Genomic DNA, 14,456 nt, shown 5'->3' on the forward strand with positions numbered 1-14,456 from the left:
AGGGGAAATATGACTTTCTGGACTCTGATCCGTCAGCGATGTTGGGGTTTGATACTGGTGATGGCGGGCGTTTGCGTTATCACGTTTATCATCTCGCACATGATCCCCGGTGACCCGGCGCGTCTGCTGGCGGGTGACCGCGCAAGCAACGAAATGGTCGAACATATCCGCGAGCAGCTCGGGCTGAATCAGCCTTTGTATGTGCAGTTTTTCCGTTACGTGAACGACCTGTTGCACGGCGATTTAGGCACGTCGATCCGCACGGGCAGGCCGGTTCTCGACGATCTCAAAGCCTTCTTCCCGGCGACCTTAGAGCTGGCTTTTACTGCACTGTTTCTGGCGATTGTATTGGGTATTCCGCTGGGCGTGTTGTCGGCGGTATACCGCAACAAATTCCCTGATCATCTGGTGCGTTTATTGTCGGTTCTGGGGATTTCCACCCCGGCATTCTGGCTGGGGCTGGGCGTGATAATTCTGTTTTACGGCCATCTGAACCTGCTGCCAGGCGGCGGGCGGCTGGACGACTGGCTGGATCCGCCGGCCAATATCACCGGCTTTTATGTGCTCGACTCACTGCTGACCGGCAACGGAGACACATTCTGGAACAGCCTCCAGCATCTGGCGATGCCTGCGCTGACGCTGGCGTTTGTCCACATGGGGGTTGTGGCGCGGCAAATCCGTTCTGCGATGCTCGAACAGCTGAGCGAAGATTACATCCGCACCGCGCGCGCCAACGGTTTATCGCGCTGGCGGGTGATTTTAAGCCACGCGCTGCCGAATGCGCTGATCCCGTCCGTGACGGTGCTCGGGCTGGCGATGGGCGATTTGCTTTACGGCGCGGTGCTGACCGAAACGGTTTTCGCCTGGCCGGGTATGGGCGCTTACGTGGTGAATTCGATTCAGGCGCTGGATTTCCCGGCGGTGATGGGGTTTGCGGTGGTGGTGTCGTTTGCTTACGTCATCGTCAATTTGTGTGTGGATTTGCTGTATGTGTGGATTGACCCGCGCATTGGCCGGGAGGGGTGAGCGAATGTCTGTAATTGAACCTGACGTGACTAATCACCGTGCCGGGATTGTGCCGCCGGACGTCAAACCGCGCTTCGCCACCTGGCGGCGGACTTTTCATCTGCTGAGCCGCAGCCCGCTGACGATGCTCGGGATGGCGATCATGCTCATCGTCCTGTTTATCATGATTTTTTCGCCGTGGCTGGTGCCGCACGATCCTAACGCCATCAGCCTGACCGATCGTTTACAGGCCCCGTCTGCCGCGCACTGGTTTGGCACCGATGAAGTCGGGCGTGACCTCTTCAGCCGCGTGCTGATCGGCAGCCAGCAATCTGTGGCGGCCGGGCTGGCGGTGGTGATTATTGCGGGCACCCTTGGCTCATTGCTCGGTTGTTTTTCCGGCGTGGTCGGCGGCGTGGTGGACGCGCTGATTATGCGCTGCATGGACATCATGCTGTCGGTGCCGTCTTTAGTGTTGACGATGGCGCTGGCGGCGGCGCTCGGGCCGAGTTTGTTTAACGCGATGCTGGCGATTGCCGTGGTGCGCATTCCGTTTTACGTCCGGCTGGCGCGCGGCCAGACGCTGATGCTGCGTCATCAGGCCTACATGCAGGCCACGCGCACGTTTGGCGCGTCGCGCTGGCATCTCATTACCTGGCACGTATTACGTAACGTGATGCCGCCGCTGGTGGTGCAGGCCTCGCTCGATATCGGCACCTCGATTCTGATGGCCGCAACCTTAGGATTTATTGGCCTCGGCGCACAGCAACCGACCGCCGAATGGGGCGCGATGGTGTCCAATGGCCGCAATTACATTCTCGACCAGTGGTGGTATTCCGCGTTTCCTGGTGTGGCGATCATGATCACCGCCACCGGTTTTAACCTGTTCGGCGACGGTCTGCGTGACCTGCTCGATCCGAAAAGTAGGGGGCGCTGAGATGACTGAACAAAGCAACGCGCCGGTTCTGGAAATCGACAATCTGCAACTGGTTTTCCCGGTTTACGGCGGCGAAGTGAAAGCGCTGAATCAGGTATCGCTGTCGGTCAGTGCCGGAGAAATCGTTGGCGTGGTGGGCGAATCCGGTTCCGGCAAATCGGTTACGGCAATGATGGCGATGCGCCTTTTGCCGCCTGATGGTTTTACCGTGACGGGCGGTGAATTACGTATGCTCGGCACCGATGTGGTTCACGCCAGCGAAAAACAGATGCGCACTTTGCGCGGTGCGCGGGTGGCGATGATTTTTCAGGAGCCGATGAACGCGCTGAACCCGACGCGCAAAATCGGGCGTCAGATGTGTGAGGTGATCCGCCTGCATCAGAAAATCAGCAAAGCGCAGGCCTGGAAAAAAGCCACCGGCCTGCTGGACGATATGCAGATTGCCGACGCGGAGCAGGTGATGTCGCGTTATCCGTTCGAGCTTTCCGGCGGTATGCGCCAGCGCGTGCTGATTGCGATGGCATTTTCCTGCGAACCCGAACTGATTATCGCTGACGAACCGACCACCGCGCTGGATGTCACCGTACAGCGTCAGGTTTTGCGTCTGTTGCAGCGTAAAGCCCGCGCCAGCGGTACCGCGGTATTATTTATCACCCACGATATGGCCGTCGTTTCACAACTTTGTGACCGCGTTTACGTGATGTACGCGGGGCATGTGATTGAAAGCGGCAGCACGACGGATGTGATCGACGCGCCGTCGCACCCGTATTCCATCGGCCTGTTGCAGGCGGCGCCGGAAAATGGTGAACCGCGCAGCCTGCTCAAAGCCATTCCGGGCACTGTGCCGAATCTCTCGAAACTGCCGCAGGGCTGTGCATTTCGGGGGCGCTGTAATCACGCCGATGATCGCTGCACCCAAACGCCACGGCTCGCGCCGTTACCGCAATTTCCACGTCAGTCCGTTGCCTGCTGGCACCCGCAGATCGCCATCCAACGCACTGAGGAGCTTTCCTGATGATTGCTGAAGCGTTAGTCGAATTACAGGATGTCCGTGTGCGTTTCCCCGCCAGCTTTAACTGGCGCGGCAAACCGACCGGTTACGTCCATGCGCTCAACGGGCTGGATCTGAATATTATTCGCGGCGAAACGCTGGGGATTGTCGGCGAGTCCGGTTGTGGAAAAAGCACGCTGGCCCAGTTGCTGATGGGGCTGCAAAAGCCGAGCAGCGGAGAAATTCACCGCGCGCGCCATGACAATTCGTGGTTTGGTTCCGGTATGCAAATGGTATTTCAGGATCCGCAATCGTCGTTGGATCCGCGTCTGCCAGTCTGGCGAATTATCACCGAGCCGGTGTTTGTGCAGAAACACAACAGCAGTCGTGAACGTCGCGAACTCGCGGCCACGCTGGCTGAGCAGGTCGGCATTCGCAAAGAATATCTCGACCGTTTACCGCATGAATTTTCCGGCGGTCAGCGCCAGCGTATTTCCATCGCCCGTGCGTTGTCATCAGAGCCGGACATCATCGTGCTCGACGAACCCACCTCGGCGCTGGATATTTCCGTACAGGCGCAGATCCTCAATCTTCTGGTGGAACTGCAACGCCAGCGCAACCTGACGTTCGTGCTGATTTCCCATAACGTTTCCGTCGTGCGCCACATGAGTGACCGCGTGGCGGTGATGTACCTCGGGCAGATCGTCGAACTGGGTGCTGCGGAAAACGTGCTGACAGAACCGCAGCATCCGTACACCCGTTTACTGCTTGATTCCGTGCCCCGCGCGGGGCGGCTGTTAGATGACGGCGTCGTCGATAAAAAAGGCGAACTGCCGAGTAACCGGAACCTGCCGATGGGGTGTTATTTTCGCGAGCGATGCCCGCTGGCGGGGGACGGATGCCAATTACCGCAGGATCTGCGTGGGGGAAGTGAGGGGATCAGTGTGAGATGTCATCGGGTGGGAGCCGGGCGGGCGGGGGCGTTGGTTTAACTACAAAATCAAGACCTTGGGCTCGCCGCCCAAACTGGCCCAAAGGGCGCGTTAACGCGCGCGCCCTCTGGACACCCGCGCTTTTTAACTGCGCGCTGCCGCTCGCTGACTATTTTTCAGGCACAGCGGCTATTGCCGCGAAATCTTGCCGCTGCGCGGTTCCCTTACTCGGTTTCGAGCCATTGGTCTCGAAACTCTCGCTCGGCAAGGTTTCTGATAGCGGCCAGTGGCTTTCTAAAAAGAAAAATCACACTGCATTTTTCAGATTAGAAGTAGTGAGGTTGTGAATTAGAAAGCCACTGGCCGCTTTCAAAACGGCGTTGAGTGAGTGGTGAGAAACGGCGAGAGTGTTTTTTCGAGCTGGTCCGAACCCGAAGCGAGAGAACCGCGTAGCGGCGGCGTTTGCGGCACTCACCGGCGTTGCTGAAACATAGACAGCGAGCGGCAGCGCGCAGTAAAAAAGACGTGGAGATTCCAAAGAGGGGCCGTCTGGCCCTCTTTGGTCGGTTTCGGCGCGAGCCGCTGAGTGATCACCGCACATGAAAAACCGAAATTGTCTCGGTCAGATTTGAGCGCCTAACTGCAAGTAAAAAACCGAAACTTTCCCGGTCAGACGTGAGCCCCTCACTGCAAGTGAGAAACTGAAGTCTTTCCGGTTCATTCCCCCTCCCATATCTCCCCCGATACCATCACCACGCCTTCAAAAATCAACCGTGCTGTCCGCAGCAGCCCGCACCCCGCAAGCCGCTCCGCGCCCGATTTCTCCATGTCGAGTTTCAATTCAACGCTGAATTCGCCGGTCGGGTGTTCCACGCTGATAAGCGATGCCGCGCCATGAACAGCGCCGGAGGGCGTATGCGCCAAACCTTCGGTCACTGAACCGGGGATCAGGCAGGCGCTGGCGACGCTGACCGCACCGAGCACGCCAATCGAGGCGTGGCAGCGGTGCGGAATAAACGTCCGGCTCGATATTGCGCCGCCGTTTCGCGGTTCCGCGATGAGCGTCATTTTGGGTACAGTGCGCTGCGAAACGTCGCCGAGATTCATTTTTGTCCCGGCCTGCAAACGGATCGATTCGAGGCGTGTTTTCAGTTCAGCATCGGCGTCGAGCTGTTCGCGGCTTTCATAGCCGCTGCGGCCTAGATCTGCGGCGCGCAGTAAAACCACCGGCATGCCGTTGTCGATACAGGTGACTTCGGTGCCGTCGAAAACGTCCCGCGCATTGCCGGTGGGCAGTAACGCGCCACAGCTGGAACCGGCGATATCCGCAAACTCCACGCTGATTTTGGCCGCTGTCCCCGGTACACCGTCGATGCGGAAATCGCCCTGATAACAAACCTGACCGTCTTCCACCGGAACATACGCAGTAGCGATCTGGCCGGTGTTTTCCATAAAGATTCGCACCGGCGTGATGCCGTTTCGGGCGGCGATGAGATGGCGTTCGAGGGCGAACGGGCCAACGGCCGCCAGAATATTGCCGCAATTCTGGCCGTAGTCCACCAGGGCTTTATCGACGTTAACCTGCGCAAACAGGTAATCGACATCGGCATCAGGGCGGGCAGAAGGGCGGAGTATCGCCACTTTGCTGGTCAGCGGATCGGCACCACCCAGCCCGTCAATCTGGCGCGGGTCGGGCGAGCCCATGACCGCCAGCAACACGCGGTCACGCAGCGCCGGGTCCTGCGGCAGATCGTCAGCCAGAAAGAAGGCGCCTTTGGACGTACCGCCGCGCATGAAGAGGCAGGGAATTCGGGTCTGTGGCATAGCGGTTCCTCAGCGTTTGTCGGCCTGTTCCAGCTCTGCGGTGGAGTCGAAATATTGCAGCCCTTTTTCGGCCAGACGCGGACGCATGTTGTAGATGTCCAGCCCGAGTTCGCCGTCGGCCATCCGCGCCCGTTTGCTCTCTTCCAGTGCTTCCCGCTGGCGGCTGGCTTCGCGCACCGGCGTGACGTCTTCACGGCGAACCACCACCACGCCGTCATCGTCCGCCACAATCGCATCCCCCGGATACACCAGTTGTCCGGCGCAGACCACCGGCACGTTGACCGAACCGAGTGTTTCTTTCACCGTGCCCTGCGCGTAAACCGCCCGCGACCAGACGCGGAACCCCATATCACGCAGCGTTTTGGTATCACGCACGCCAAGATCGGCCACCAGCCCGACCACGCCGCGCGCTTTCAGTGAGGTCGCCAGCAGATCGCCGAAGAATCCGTCGGAGCAGGGCGACGTCGGCGCGACCACCAGAATATCGCCCGGCTGACATTGTTCGACGGCAACGTGGAACATCCAGTTATCGCCCGGTGCGGTCAGCACGGTGACGGCACTGCCGGAAATGGCGCAGTCTTGCTGGATCGGACGGATTGCCGGATCCAGCAATCCTGTGCGGCCCTGTGCTTCGTGGACGGTGGCCACGCCAAACGCCGCCAGCGCGGTGACATCCGCAGGATTTGCCCGTGGAATATTGCGCACCACCACGCCTTTTTTGCCGGTTAAGCTCATGCTAAATCCTCCGTCACGCGCGGGAAGAGGCTCTGATAACCTTCGCCGTACACGATGTTTTTGGTGCTGGTGATACCGACGTTACGTTTGGCCTGAACGCCGCGTTGCAGGGCGACGCGGGTGTAGTATTCCCACAAATGTTCCTGACCGGCCATGCACTGAATTGCCTGATATTTTTTGTCCCAGACGTCGGTAATATCGAGTAATACGTCGGGTTTCCATTCGCACTGTTCCGGCTGATGTGGCTCGAAACAGTAAACCGGCGGTGCGCCGACGATGGTTTCGCCCGGTTTATAGCCTTCTGCCTGAGCGATAATCCGCGCTTCCTGCGCCAGATGGGTGGCCATCGGATGATCGTAGTTGTAGGGGTCTTTCAGGGAATGCGTGAGGACGAAATGTGGCTGCACGCGGCGGTAAACATCGGCCAGACGGAACAGCGATGCTTTGTCGGCGCGCAGCGGGTAATCGCCCATATCAAAAAATTCGACGGTGGCACCCAGAATTTCAGCGGCGGCCATCGCTTCCTCGCGGCGCGACGCTTTCACAATCTCTTCGGTCATCGCGCCTTTACGCCACAGTTTGGCGGATTCGCCGCGCTCGCCGAAAGACAGGCAAACGATATGAACGGCGTAACCGGCCTGCGTATGTTTTGCGATGGCACCGCCTGCGCGCCAGACGAAATCGGCGGAGTGGGCGCTGACGACTAATGCACTTTTGCTTTCATCTTTTTTTGGCTGAGTCATGAATGTTCCTGGGTTAATGGTGATCAGGTTGCCTGCGTTCCATGCTGTCAGTCCGTGCCCGCAGCGGGTAATTCATTTGATTGCAGAGGGTATGCGTTTTATTTATATTGCTGAGGGATATCACGTAAAAAAACCTGACGGGAGAAGGGGATGGCACAAGACGAGATGCTGAGTAACCTGATGCAAATACGCGCTTTTTGTCAGGTGGTCGATCAGGGAAGTGTATCGCGTGCGGCCGATGAGCTTTACCGCACGCAGTCGGCGGTGACACGGGCAATCCGCGATCTGGAACAGTCTCTCGACGTGCCTTTGTTTGAGCGCCATGCCAACGGCATGTTGCTGACCGATTTCGGTAAATGCGTGCTGCCGCGTGCGCGGCGGGCGATTGCCGAATTGCGATTAATCCCGTCACAACTGGCGAAATTGCAGGGCAAAGCCGGGCAGACGCGCAGCGAAACCGAACCGCTTTATCTGTTTAACGTCCGTCGCCTGCAAATTTTTATTTCGCTGTGCAAAACACGGCATATGCAGACGGTCGCCACCCTGCTGGGGCTGAGCCAGCCCGCGGTCAGTTCGGCGTTAAAAGTGCTGGAGAATGGCGCGGGTCTGGCGCTTCTGGCGAGGACGCCGCACGGCATGATGCCGTCGCTGGCGGGGCAGGATATCGTGCCAAACCTGCGCCGTGCGCTGAACGAACTGCGGCATATTCCGGCGGATATCGCCGCCCGACGTGGCGTGCTGGAAGGCACCGTGCAGGTCGGCGCATTGCCGCTTGGCCGCACGCGTTTGTTGCCGCAGGCGATCATCGGGCTGACGCAGCGATACGGCGGTGTAAAGGTGATCACCAATGAAAGTGCGTTCAGCGCGCTGGCGTCCGAACTGCGTTCCGGCGAGGTGGATTTTATCTTCGGCGCACTGCGTTCCAGCGATTACGCGGCGGACATGGTGACGGAAACGCTGTTTACCGAAAGCATGGTGATTCTGGCGAGAAAAGGGCATCCGCTGCTTAATGAACCCGTGACGCAGGCGCAATTGCGCGTGGCGCGCTGGGTCTTGCCGCGCGCAGACACCCCGTCGCGACGGCTGCTGGACGACAGTTTTCATGCCATGGATATGCCGCCGCCGGATCCGGTGGTGGAAAGCGGTGATCTGGGGATTGTGCGCGGGCTGCTGCTCGGCTCGGATATGCTGGCCGCCGTTTCCGCCCGTCAGCTTGAGCACGAACTGGACAGCGGCGAGCTGGTAAAACTGCCGCTGGATCTGGCCGACACGCACCGCGCCATCGGCCTGACTTTCCGCGCAGGAAGCCTGCTTTCCCCCGCCGCACAGGCGCTGGTGGAGGAAATCCGGCAGGTTTGCGGCTAGCGGCTTACTTTCTCAGATTCACTACCGCCTGGCGGATGGCATATTCGTAGCCCTGAATACCGAAACCGCAGATCACACCGACGGACACGTCGGAGAGGAATGAGTGGTGGCGGAAGGCGTCGCGTTTATGCACGTTGGTGATGTGCACTTCGTACAGCGGCAGGCTGACGGCAGTGACGGCATCGCGGAGGGCGACCGACGTGTGGGTCCAGGCGGCGGCGTTCAGCACAATCGCATCGGTGGTGCCCCGGCAGGCCTGTATGCGGTCAATCAAATCACCTTCGTGGTTGGTCTGGAAAAATTCGATTTCCGCACCACAGCTTTTCCCGGTCTGATGACACAGCTTTTCGATGGTCGCCAGTGTGTCGTAACCGTAAGTTTCCGGCTCGCGGGTGCCGAGCATATTCAGGTTCGGGCCGTTAAAGACGGCAATTTTATAGTTCATCGGGCCTTCCTTTCTTCAGTAATCGGCAAAACCAAACAGGTCTTTCGGCGTCTGCCACAGGATCTGGTGACGCGTTTTCTCATCCGGGAATAGCTGTTCCACCAGCATCAGTAACGTGCCGAGATCCATCCGGTGTTCCGCGCGCAGGAACGGCCAGTCGGAGCCCCACATGCAATGTTCTGCACCGAATGCCTCAAGCAGCGCGTGCTGATAAGCGTGACCGTCCTGATACGGAAAAGGCTGGCGGCTGAATTTCGATAAGCCGGACAGTTTCACCCAGGTGCGTTGCTGATTCGCGAGCTGTAAAAGCGCCTGAAACGCCGGTTGTTGCAAGCCCTGCGTCACATCGGGGCGGCCGGAATGATCAATCAGCAGGCGGGTTTTCGTGCGGTTAATCAGCGGCAAAAGCGCCAGAAACTGGTCGCCTTGTACCTGAATGGCGGCGAACATGTCCAGTTCGGTCAGGCGTCCCATCAGGGCGTCGAGATGCAGAAAAGGTTCCGTGCCGAGCATCGCCACATTCATCGCGATACCGACTACGCCGGCCTGTTTCAGCGCGGCGAGTTTTTCCTGCGGAATATCAAACGGCACCACGGCGATGCCCTTGAAGCGGCCATTGCCTTTTTCCAGCGCATCCAGCAGGCAGGCGCTGTCGGTGTTATACCCTGATGTCGGGCCGACAATCAGGGAGTGGCGGATGTTATAGGCTTGCATCACCGCACGGTAATCATCGGCGGTGCCAATCTCGTGCCCTTCCGGACGGTACGGCGTGTCCGGAAGGTACGGGAAGCGCGCCGGATCAAACACGTGATGGTGGGTGTCGATCTTGGGTTGCTCAAATATCGTCATGCTTTCGCTTTACCTGCTACGGAGTAGAGAACTTGCTGATTGCGGGTCTTCTGGAATTCCTCCAGCGTTTCACCGCGCATCGCGGAATAAATATGTAAGTTGGACACGCCCACCACGGCACCGAGTTTTTCCAGCAGAAAGAAGCTTACGCCGTAATGGATCATCCCGCGCCAGTCGAGTTCGCGCAGGAGTTGTTGTTCATCAGCGGTCAGTTTGTTTTCGGCAAACATCGCGTTCTGATCGGTAAGGAAACGCGCACGCCAGGCGGGCTGGATCAGGCGATGCAGGAACCGGTTCATGCGGAACGCTTTCAGGCTGCGCGCCTGCGTAAACGGATAGGTGCCCGGCAGATTTTCCACGCCCGCCAGCTGTTGTGCGATTTTATCGCGCTGGCGCTGCTGCACGTCCACCGGCGCTTCGCGGGACTGATTTTCGAGGATCAGCGTCGCGATGCCGGTCATCGACGGCAGGTAATACGCCTGATGCAGTTTTTTCACATTGGCGGAAAGCGCGCCGCGCATCACCAGCCACATGATGACTTCCGAACCTTCCAGCCCGCCGAGCGTGGCGAATTCCGCCAGCGTCATTTCGGTCAGACGCTCCGGGTCGTTCACAATCATATCGACAAACTGTTCGTCCCATTGCGGGTTGTTAAAGCCGCAACGTTCGCCGTGAACCTGATGGGAAACGCCGCCGGTGGCGACAATCGCCACGTTCAGATCTTCCGGGAAACTTTCAATCGCGCGGCGCAGCGCCTGACCGAGTTTGTAGCAACGGCGCGCCGTCGGGATCGGGAACTGCAATACGCCGATTTGCAGCGGGACGATTTGCGTCGGCCAGCCGCCTTCATGCGGCATCAGCGCCGAAAGCGGCGAGAACAGGCCGTGGTCCAGCGGTTTGTCCTGGAAGAACGACATATCAAATTCGTCCGCCATCAGGCTGGCCCCGATATGCTGAGACAGCGCCGCATGGCCTCTCACCGGCGGCAAATCGCGCGGGCCACCGCCTTCATCCGCGACCTCGTAGTGGTCATCAATGCCTAACGTAAACGCCGAATAGTGATCAAAGAAAAAGGACGTAACGTGGTCATTGAAGACGTACACCAGCACGTCGGGTTTCTTTTCTGCGAGCCATTTCTGCATCGGCGCAAAACTCTCGAAAATCGGTGCCCAGGCGCTTTCGTCCTGTTTGTTGTGATCCACTGCGAAACCGATAGTCGGGGTATGTGAAACCGCTAAACCGCCTATGATCTTAGCCATCTTGAATCCTCTGAACTTTTTGTAGGGTAATCGCAGCGCAGCCGCTGCGTCAGTGTATTGATGTTTCTAATTATCAGGAGGCTAACGCAAGGTTAGCGGATGTTCAGGGTGCGCGACAACTCCGGGATGTCAGTAATATCAACGCCTTTAATCATCTCGGCCGGGTGTGCCGCGCGGTGCAAAAGAATACTCAGGCCAGCCAGCAGGGCAGGCAGCGCCAGAATGATAAAGATCATGTTTTCGCCGGAGAAAATGCCCAGCAGGATCCCGCCCATCGACGAGCTGATAATGGCACCGCTGCGGCCAATGCCATGCATCCAGCAGACGCCGGTGGCGCGCATTTCGGTCGGGTAGAAGGCAGGGGAAAAGGCCTGAAGCCCGGTTTGCGCGCCGTTAATACACACACCGCTGAGGAAGACCAGCAGCGCCAGCACATCCGGGCCAAAGTTGCCGAGTCCCTGCGACAGCAGGCTGACCATGCCCATGACATAGAAACCGGCGATGACGCGTTTTGCAGTGTACTTATCCATCAAACCGCCGACCATCAGGCCGCCGAAAGTGCCGCCGAGCTGGAATAAACCGGCGACAATCGCGGCGCGTTCCAGTGAGAAACCGCCGTTGCGCATAATGGTTGGCAGCCAGCCGTTGAGCAGATAAATCACGAACAGCCCCATGAAATAGGTGACCCACAGGACAATCGTGCCTTTGGCATAACCGTTGGCGAACAACTGGAAGACTTTGGCTTTTTTCTGAATGACCGGCGCTTTCAGCACGAATTTGGTTTCCGCGCTGAACAGGCCACCGGCGCGGGACAGCACTTTGGCAATCTTCTCTTTCGCGACGTTGCGCACCACCATGTACATCGCCGATTCGGGCAAAATCCACATCAGCAAGGGCAGCATCAGCAATGGCAAAATACCGCCCGCGAAGATCACGGCTTTCCAGCCAAAATGCGGCAACAGACCGGCGGCGACAAAGCCACCGGCACCGGAACCGACGTTAAAGCCGCTGTACATCACGGTGATCATCAGGCTGCGGCGGCGTTCCGGCATGTATTCCGAGACCAGCGTGACGGTGTTGGGCATGACCGCGCCTAAACCGAGGCCGGTGAGAAAACGCAGAATCGCCATTTCCATCGGCGTGCGGGCAAAGGTGCTCAGCAGGCTGAACAGGGCGAAGCAGAGAATGGACCACATCAGGACGCGTTTGCGCCCGAAGCGGTCGGCGTTCGGCCCGGCAATCAGCGCACCGATGGCGACGCCGAACATGGCCGCGCCGAGGATCGGCCCCATTTCCGCGCGGTTGATGCCCCAGTCTTCAATCAGCGCCGGGGCGATAAAACCCATCACTGCTGCGTCGTAGCCGTCGAACATAATGATGATGAAACACAGCCCCAGAACCACCCATTGATATTTGGATATCGGGCGTTGGTCTATCCATGTTTTAACATCCACGATGGTGTTGTTGCTCATAGGGTACGCTCTCTGTTTTTTTTATTAATATGTGATCGGATTAAAACTTTGAAAAAATATTCACTGACTTCCGGAGCACACCGGCGTGCCGTGATGGGGGTTTATTAAAATTATTTTATATATTAAACAATGAGTTGATTATTCATTGAGGTGCTTTCTGATAACCAACTTAGGGGCTGGAAAGCGCGCTGTCTGCCATAAAATCATTATGCAGGTATGAGTTTTGTTTATCATGATGGGTAACTGATGAGCGGCAGACTGGCTGCCGTCGGGGGAACGTTAATGCGAAAATGAAAAGAGAGCGGGGGAGAAAAATTCGGGGGAAATTTATTCCGGCATGTCCCAAAAACAGTCGTCATCGAGCGTGACGGCGGCGATTTTCTGCACCGGACCGCGCATGTTGACCTGAAAATTGCCGCTGAAGCTGATCGCCAGTGTACCGCCCGGCATATGCACCGTGACGCTGTCATCCACCAACCCGAGTTTGTGCATGGCGCTGGCGGCCGCGCAACTGCTGCTGCCGGAGGCCAGCGTATAGCCAGCTCCGCGCTCCCAAATCCCGATACTGATGTTGTTGCGGTCCAGCACTTCAACAAACTGTACGTTGGTGCGTTTCGGGAAAATCGCCAGCGTTTCTATTTCTGCGCCCAGTTGTCTGACTAAACCCAGGTCGAGTTTTTTCACTAATATCACGCAGTGTGGATTGCCCATCGACACCAGCGTGGCGGTGAAATGATGGCCGCCGACGACCAGCGGCAACGCCAGCGCTTCGTCGCCTTCGACGCTCGCCGGTAACGTTGACGGCGTAAACCTGGCCTGACCCATATCCACCATCACCTCATGCGCGCCTTCGGTGACTTCGCAACGTACCTGACCGCCCAACGTATTCACCAGAAACGGTTCATGCCCGACGCGGCCGATATCAAACAGATAACGGGCATAAATACGCAGGCCGTTACCGCTTTTTTCCGCCTCGGAGCCGTCGGGATTGATGATGCGCAATGACGGGATTTCGGCGTCATCGATGTCGATCAGTAATCCGTCAGAACCGATGCCGTAATGACGGTCGCAGATGCGCTGAATTTGCTGATTTGTCAGCAGGCTGGCGACGCTGTGATGGCAGACCAGATAATCGTTACCCAAGCCGTGATAGCGGTGAAAAATCATAGTGGCAGTTCTCGAAGAATTCATAATTGATATGATCTGGATAGTTTTAATCAGAATTTGTTTATATTTCAATCCTTGGTATGTTAAAAAACATTCTCCCCTGTTTGAAATATCGTCGTGTACAAGGCGTTACTGATGAATGCATTTACCGTTCCCATCGCTTCCCCGTCGCTAAATATTCAGACGCCGCGTCTGATCCTCCGTCAGTGGAAGGACAGCGATGCCGATCCGTTTGCCGAAATGAATGCTGACCCGCGGGTGATGGAGTTTTTTCCGTCCACGATGACCCGTGAGAAAAGCGATGAGATGCTGACCCGTTGCCGGGATTTGATTGCGGTTCGCGGCTGGGGGATCTGGGCGGTGGAGTCGCGTGACTCCGGTGAGTTTATCGGTTTTGTTGGCCTGCATACGCCCGGCTATGATTTGCCGTTTACGCCATGTGTGGAAATCGGCTGGCGACTTCGTGCCGACGTGTGGGGTCAAGGCTATTGCAGCGAGGCGGCGCGTGCGGCGCTGGATGCCGGGTTTACTGAGCTTGGTCTGGCAGAGATCGTCGCTTTTACGGCGTTGCCGAATGTGCGTTCGCAGGCGGTGATGAAGAAAATGGGGATGACCTGTGATATCAGCGAAAACTTCAACCATCCGGCGGTGGAGAAGGGTAACTGGCTCGAGGAGCATTGCTTGTACCGGCTTTCGGGTAACAACATGAAATGACGAAAAGGCCCTGAGCAG

At 57.7% G+C, this 14,456-nt stretch carries 14 protein-coding genes; 6 read left to right on the plus strand and 8 right to left on the minus strand.

Annotated features, from left to right (window positions below; all coding sequences use genetic code 11):
• The first annotated feature begins 9 nt into the window (after nt 1-9).
• The 4 genes from ACM5QY_RS13285 to ACM5QY_RS13300 are packed head-to-tail and all read left to right on the plus strand — an operon-like array spanning nt 10 to nt 3,925.
• Complete coding sequence (locus ACM5QY_RS13285; RefSeq protein ID WP_416121191.1) at nt 10-1,026, plus strand: ABC transporter permease; 1,017 nt, start codon at nt 10-12, stop codon at nt 1,024-1,026.
• 4 nt (nt 1,027-1,030) lie between these two features.
• Complete coding sequence (gene ddpC / locus ACM5QY_RS13290; protein ID WP_416121193.1) at nt 1,031-1,942, plus strand: D,D-dipeptide ABC transporter permease; 912 nt, start codon at nt 1,031-1,033, stop codon at nt 1,940-1,942.
• Nucleotide 1,943: 1 nt separating this feature from the next.
• Nucleotides 1,944-2,957, plus strand: a complete 1,014-nt coding sequence (locus ACM5QY_RS13295) for an ABC transporter ATP-binding protein (RefSeq protein ID WP_416121195.1) — start codon at nt 1,944-1,946, stop codon at nt 2,955-2,957.
• Complete coding sequence (locus tag ACM5QY_RS13300; protein WP_416121197.1) at nt 2,957-3,925, plus strand: oligopeptide/dipeptide ABC transporter ATP-binding protein; 969 nt, start codon at nt 2,957-2,959, stop codon at nt 3,923-3,925. The genes ACM5QY_RS13295 and ACM5QY_RS13300 overlap by 1 nt, the downstream gene beginning before the upstream one ends.
• 657 nt (nt 3,926-4,582) lie before the next feature.
• Here the strand turns inward: ACM5QY_RS13300 and ACM5QY_RS13305 are convergent.
• From ACM5QY_RS13305 to galB, 3 genes are read right to left on the minus strand one after another with little or no spacing between them, the layout of a single operon-like run.
• Nucleotides 4,583-5,689, minus strand: a complete 1,107-nt coding sequence (locus ACM5QY_RS13305; protein ID WP_416121199.1) for a 4-oxalomesaconate tautomerase — start codon at nt 5,687-5,689, stop codon at nt 4,583-4,585.
• 9 nt (nt 5,690-5,698) lie between these two features.
• Nucleotides 5,699-6,424: a 4-carboxy-4-hydroxy-2-oxoadipate aldolase/oxaloacetate decarboxylase gene (locus tag ACM5QY_RS13310; RefSeq protein ID WP_416121201.1), complete on the minus strand. Its 726-nt coding sequence runs from the start codon at nt 6,422-6,424 to the stop codon at nt 5,699-5,701.
• Nucleotides 6,421-7,167 carry a 4-oxalmesaconate hydratase gene (gene galB, locus ACM5QY_RS13315; protein WP_416121203.1) on the minus strand — a complete coding sequence of 249 codons (747 nt, stop codon included), beginning with the start codon at nt 7,165-7,167 and terminating at the stop codon, nt 6,421-6,423. Before galB ends, ACM5QY_RS13310 begins: the two co-directional genes overlap by 4 nt.
• A 150-nt stretch (nt 7,168-7,317) precedes the next feature.
• Here galB and ACM5QY_RS13320 point away from each other — a divergent pair, with 150 nt between their 5' ends.
• Nucleotides 7,318-8,532 (plus strand): LysR family transcriptional regulator, encoded by a 1,215-nt coding sequence (locus ACM5QY_RS13320; RefSeq protein WP_416121205.1) that lies wholly within the window; start codon nt 7,318-7,320, stop codon nt 8,530-8,532.
• A gap of 4 nt (nt 8,533-8,536) precedes the next feature.
• On the opposite strand, the gene aroQ is transcribed toward ACM5QY_RS13320, so the two are convergent.
• The 5 genes from aroQ to dapF form a co-directional block, all read right to left on the minus strand.
• Entirely contained in the window at nt 8,537-8,977 is a 441-nt protein-coding gene (gene aroQ / locus ACM5QY_RS13325) for a type II 3-dehydroquinate dehydratase (RefSeq protein WP_416121207.1), read from the minus strand.
• A gap of 15 nt (nt 8,978-8,992) precedes the next feature.
• Nucleotides 8,993-9,826, minus strand: coding sequence for an amidohydrolase family protein (locus ACM5QY_RS13330; RefSeq protein ID WP_416121209.1), 834 nt, complete (start codon nt 9,824-9,826; stop codon nt 8,993-8,995).
• Nucleotides 9,823-11,085, minus strand: a complete 1,263-nt coding sequence (locus ACM5QY_RS13335; RefSeq protein WP_416121211.1) for a gallate dioxygenase — start codon at nt 11,083-11,085, stop codon at nt 9,823-9,825. Before ACM5QY_RS13335 ends, ACM5QY_RS13330 begins: the two co-directional genes overlap by 4 nt.
• 92 nt (nt 11,086-11,177) lie before the next feature.
• The gene (locus ACM5QY_RS13340; RefSeq protein ID WP_416121213.1) at nt 11,178-12,557 is read right to left on the minus strand and encodes an MFS transporter; all 1,380 of its coding nucleotides are present in this window, start codon (nt 12,555-12,557) and stop codon (nt 11,178-11,180) included.
• Between the two features lie 327 nt (nt 12,558-12,884).
• Nucleotides 12,885-13,724 carry a diaminopimelate epimerase gene (dapF, locus tag ACM5QY_RS13345; protein ID WP_416121215.1) on the minus strand — a complete coding sequence of 280 codons (840 nt, stop codon included), beginning with the start codon at nt 13,722-13,724 and terminating at the stop codon, nt 12,885-12,887.
• A 135-nt stretch (nt 13,725-13,859) separates the two neighbouring features.
• Here dapF and ACM5QY_RS13350 point away from each other — a divergent pair, with 135 nt between their 5' ends.
• Complete coding sequence (locus tag ACM5QY_RS13350; protein ID WP_416121217.1) at nt 13,860-14,438, plus strand: GNAT family N-acetyltransferase; 579 nt, start codon at nt 13,860-13,862, stop codon at nt 14,436-14,438.
• Nucleotides 14,439-14,456: the final 18 nt, after the last annotated feature.

It is taken from the genome of Rahnella sp. PCH160 (assembly GCF_047784855.1).
GTDB lineage: Bacteria > Pseudomonadota > Gammaproteobacteria > Enterobacterales > Enterobacteriaceae > Rahnella.

What these genes read in the sequence shown, in the direction of transcription:
- ACM5QY_RS13310 (WP_416121201.1), bottom strand. Translation starts at nt 6,424, where the DNA reads ATGAGCTTAACCGGCAAAAAAGGCGTGGTGGTGCGCAATATTCCACGG.
- ACM5QY_RS13350 (WP_416121217.1), top strand. Translation starts at nt 13,860, where the DNA reads ATGAATGCATTTACCGTTCCCATCGCTTCCCCGTCGCTAAATATTCAG.
- ACM5QY_RS13305 (WP_416121199.1), bottom strand. Translation starts at nt 5,689, where the DNA reads ATGCCACAGACCCGAATTCCCTGCCTCTTCATGCGCGGCGGTACGTCC.
- galB (WP_416121203.1), bottom strand. Translation starts at nt 7,167, where the DNA reads ATGACTCAGCCAAAAAAAGATGAAAGCAAAAGTGCATTAGTCGTCAGC.
- dapF (WP_416121215.1), bottom strand. Translation starts at nt 13,724, where the DNA reads ATGATTTTTCACCGCTATCACGGCTTGGGTAACGATTATCTGGTCTGC.
- ACM5QY_RS13330 (WP_416121209.1), bottom strand. Translation starts at nt 9,826, where the DNA reads ATGACGATATTTGAGCAACCCAAGATCGACACCCACCATCACGTGTTT.
- ACM5QY_RS13300 (WP_416121197.1), top strand. Translation starts at nt 2,957, where the DNA reads ATGATTGCTGAAGCGTTAGTCGAATTACAGGATGTCCGTGTGCGTTTC.
- ACM5QY_RS13340 (WP_416121213.1), bottom strand. Translation starts at nt 12,557, where the DNA reads ATGAGCAACAACACCATCGTGGATGTTAAAACATGGATAGACCAACGC.
- ACM5QY_RS13295 (WP_416121195.1), top strand. Translation starts at nt 1,944, where the DNA reads ATGACTGAACAAAGCAACGCGCCGGTTCTGGAAATCGACAATCTGCAA.
- aroQ (WP_416121207.1), bottom strand. Translation starts at nt 8,977, where the DNA reads ATGAACTATAAAATTGCCGTCTTTAACGGCCCGAACCTGAATATGCTC.
- ddpC (WP_416121193.1), top strand. Translation starts at nt 1,031, where the DNA reads ATGTCTGTAATTGAACCTGACGTGACTAATCACCGTGCCGGGATTGTG.
- ACM5QY_RS13285 (WP_416121191.1), top strand. Translation starts at nt 10, where the DNA reads ATGACTTTCTGGACTCTGATCCGTCAGCGATGTTGGGGTTTGATACTG.
- ACM5QY_RS13320 (WP_416121205.1), top strand. Translation starts at nt 7,318, where the DNA reads ATGGCACAAGACGAGATGCTGAGTAACCTGATGCAAATACGCGCTTTT.
- ACM5QY_RS13335 (WP_416121211.1), bottom strand. Translation starts at nt 11,085, where the DNA reads ATGGCTAAGATCATAGGCGGTTTAGCGGTTTCACATACCCCGACTATC.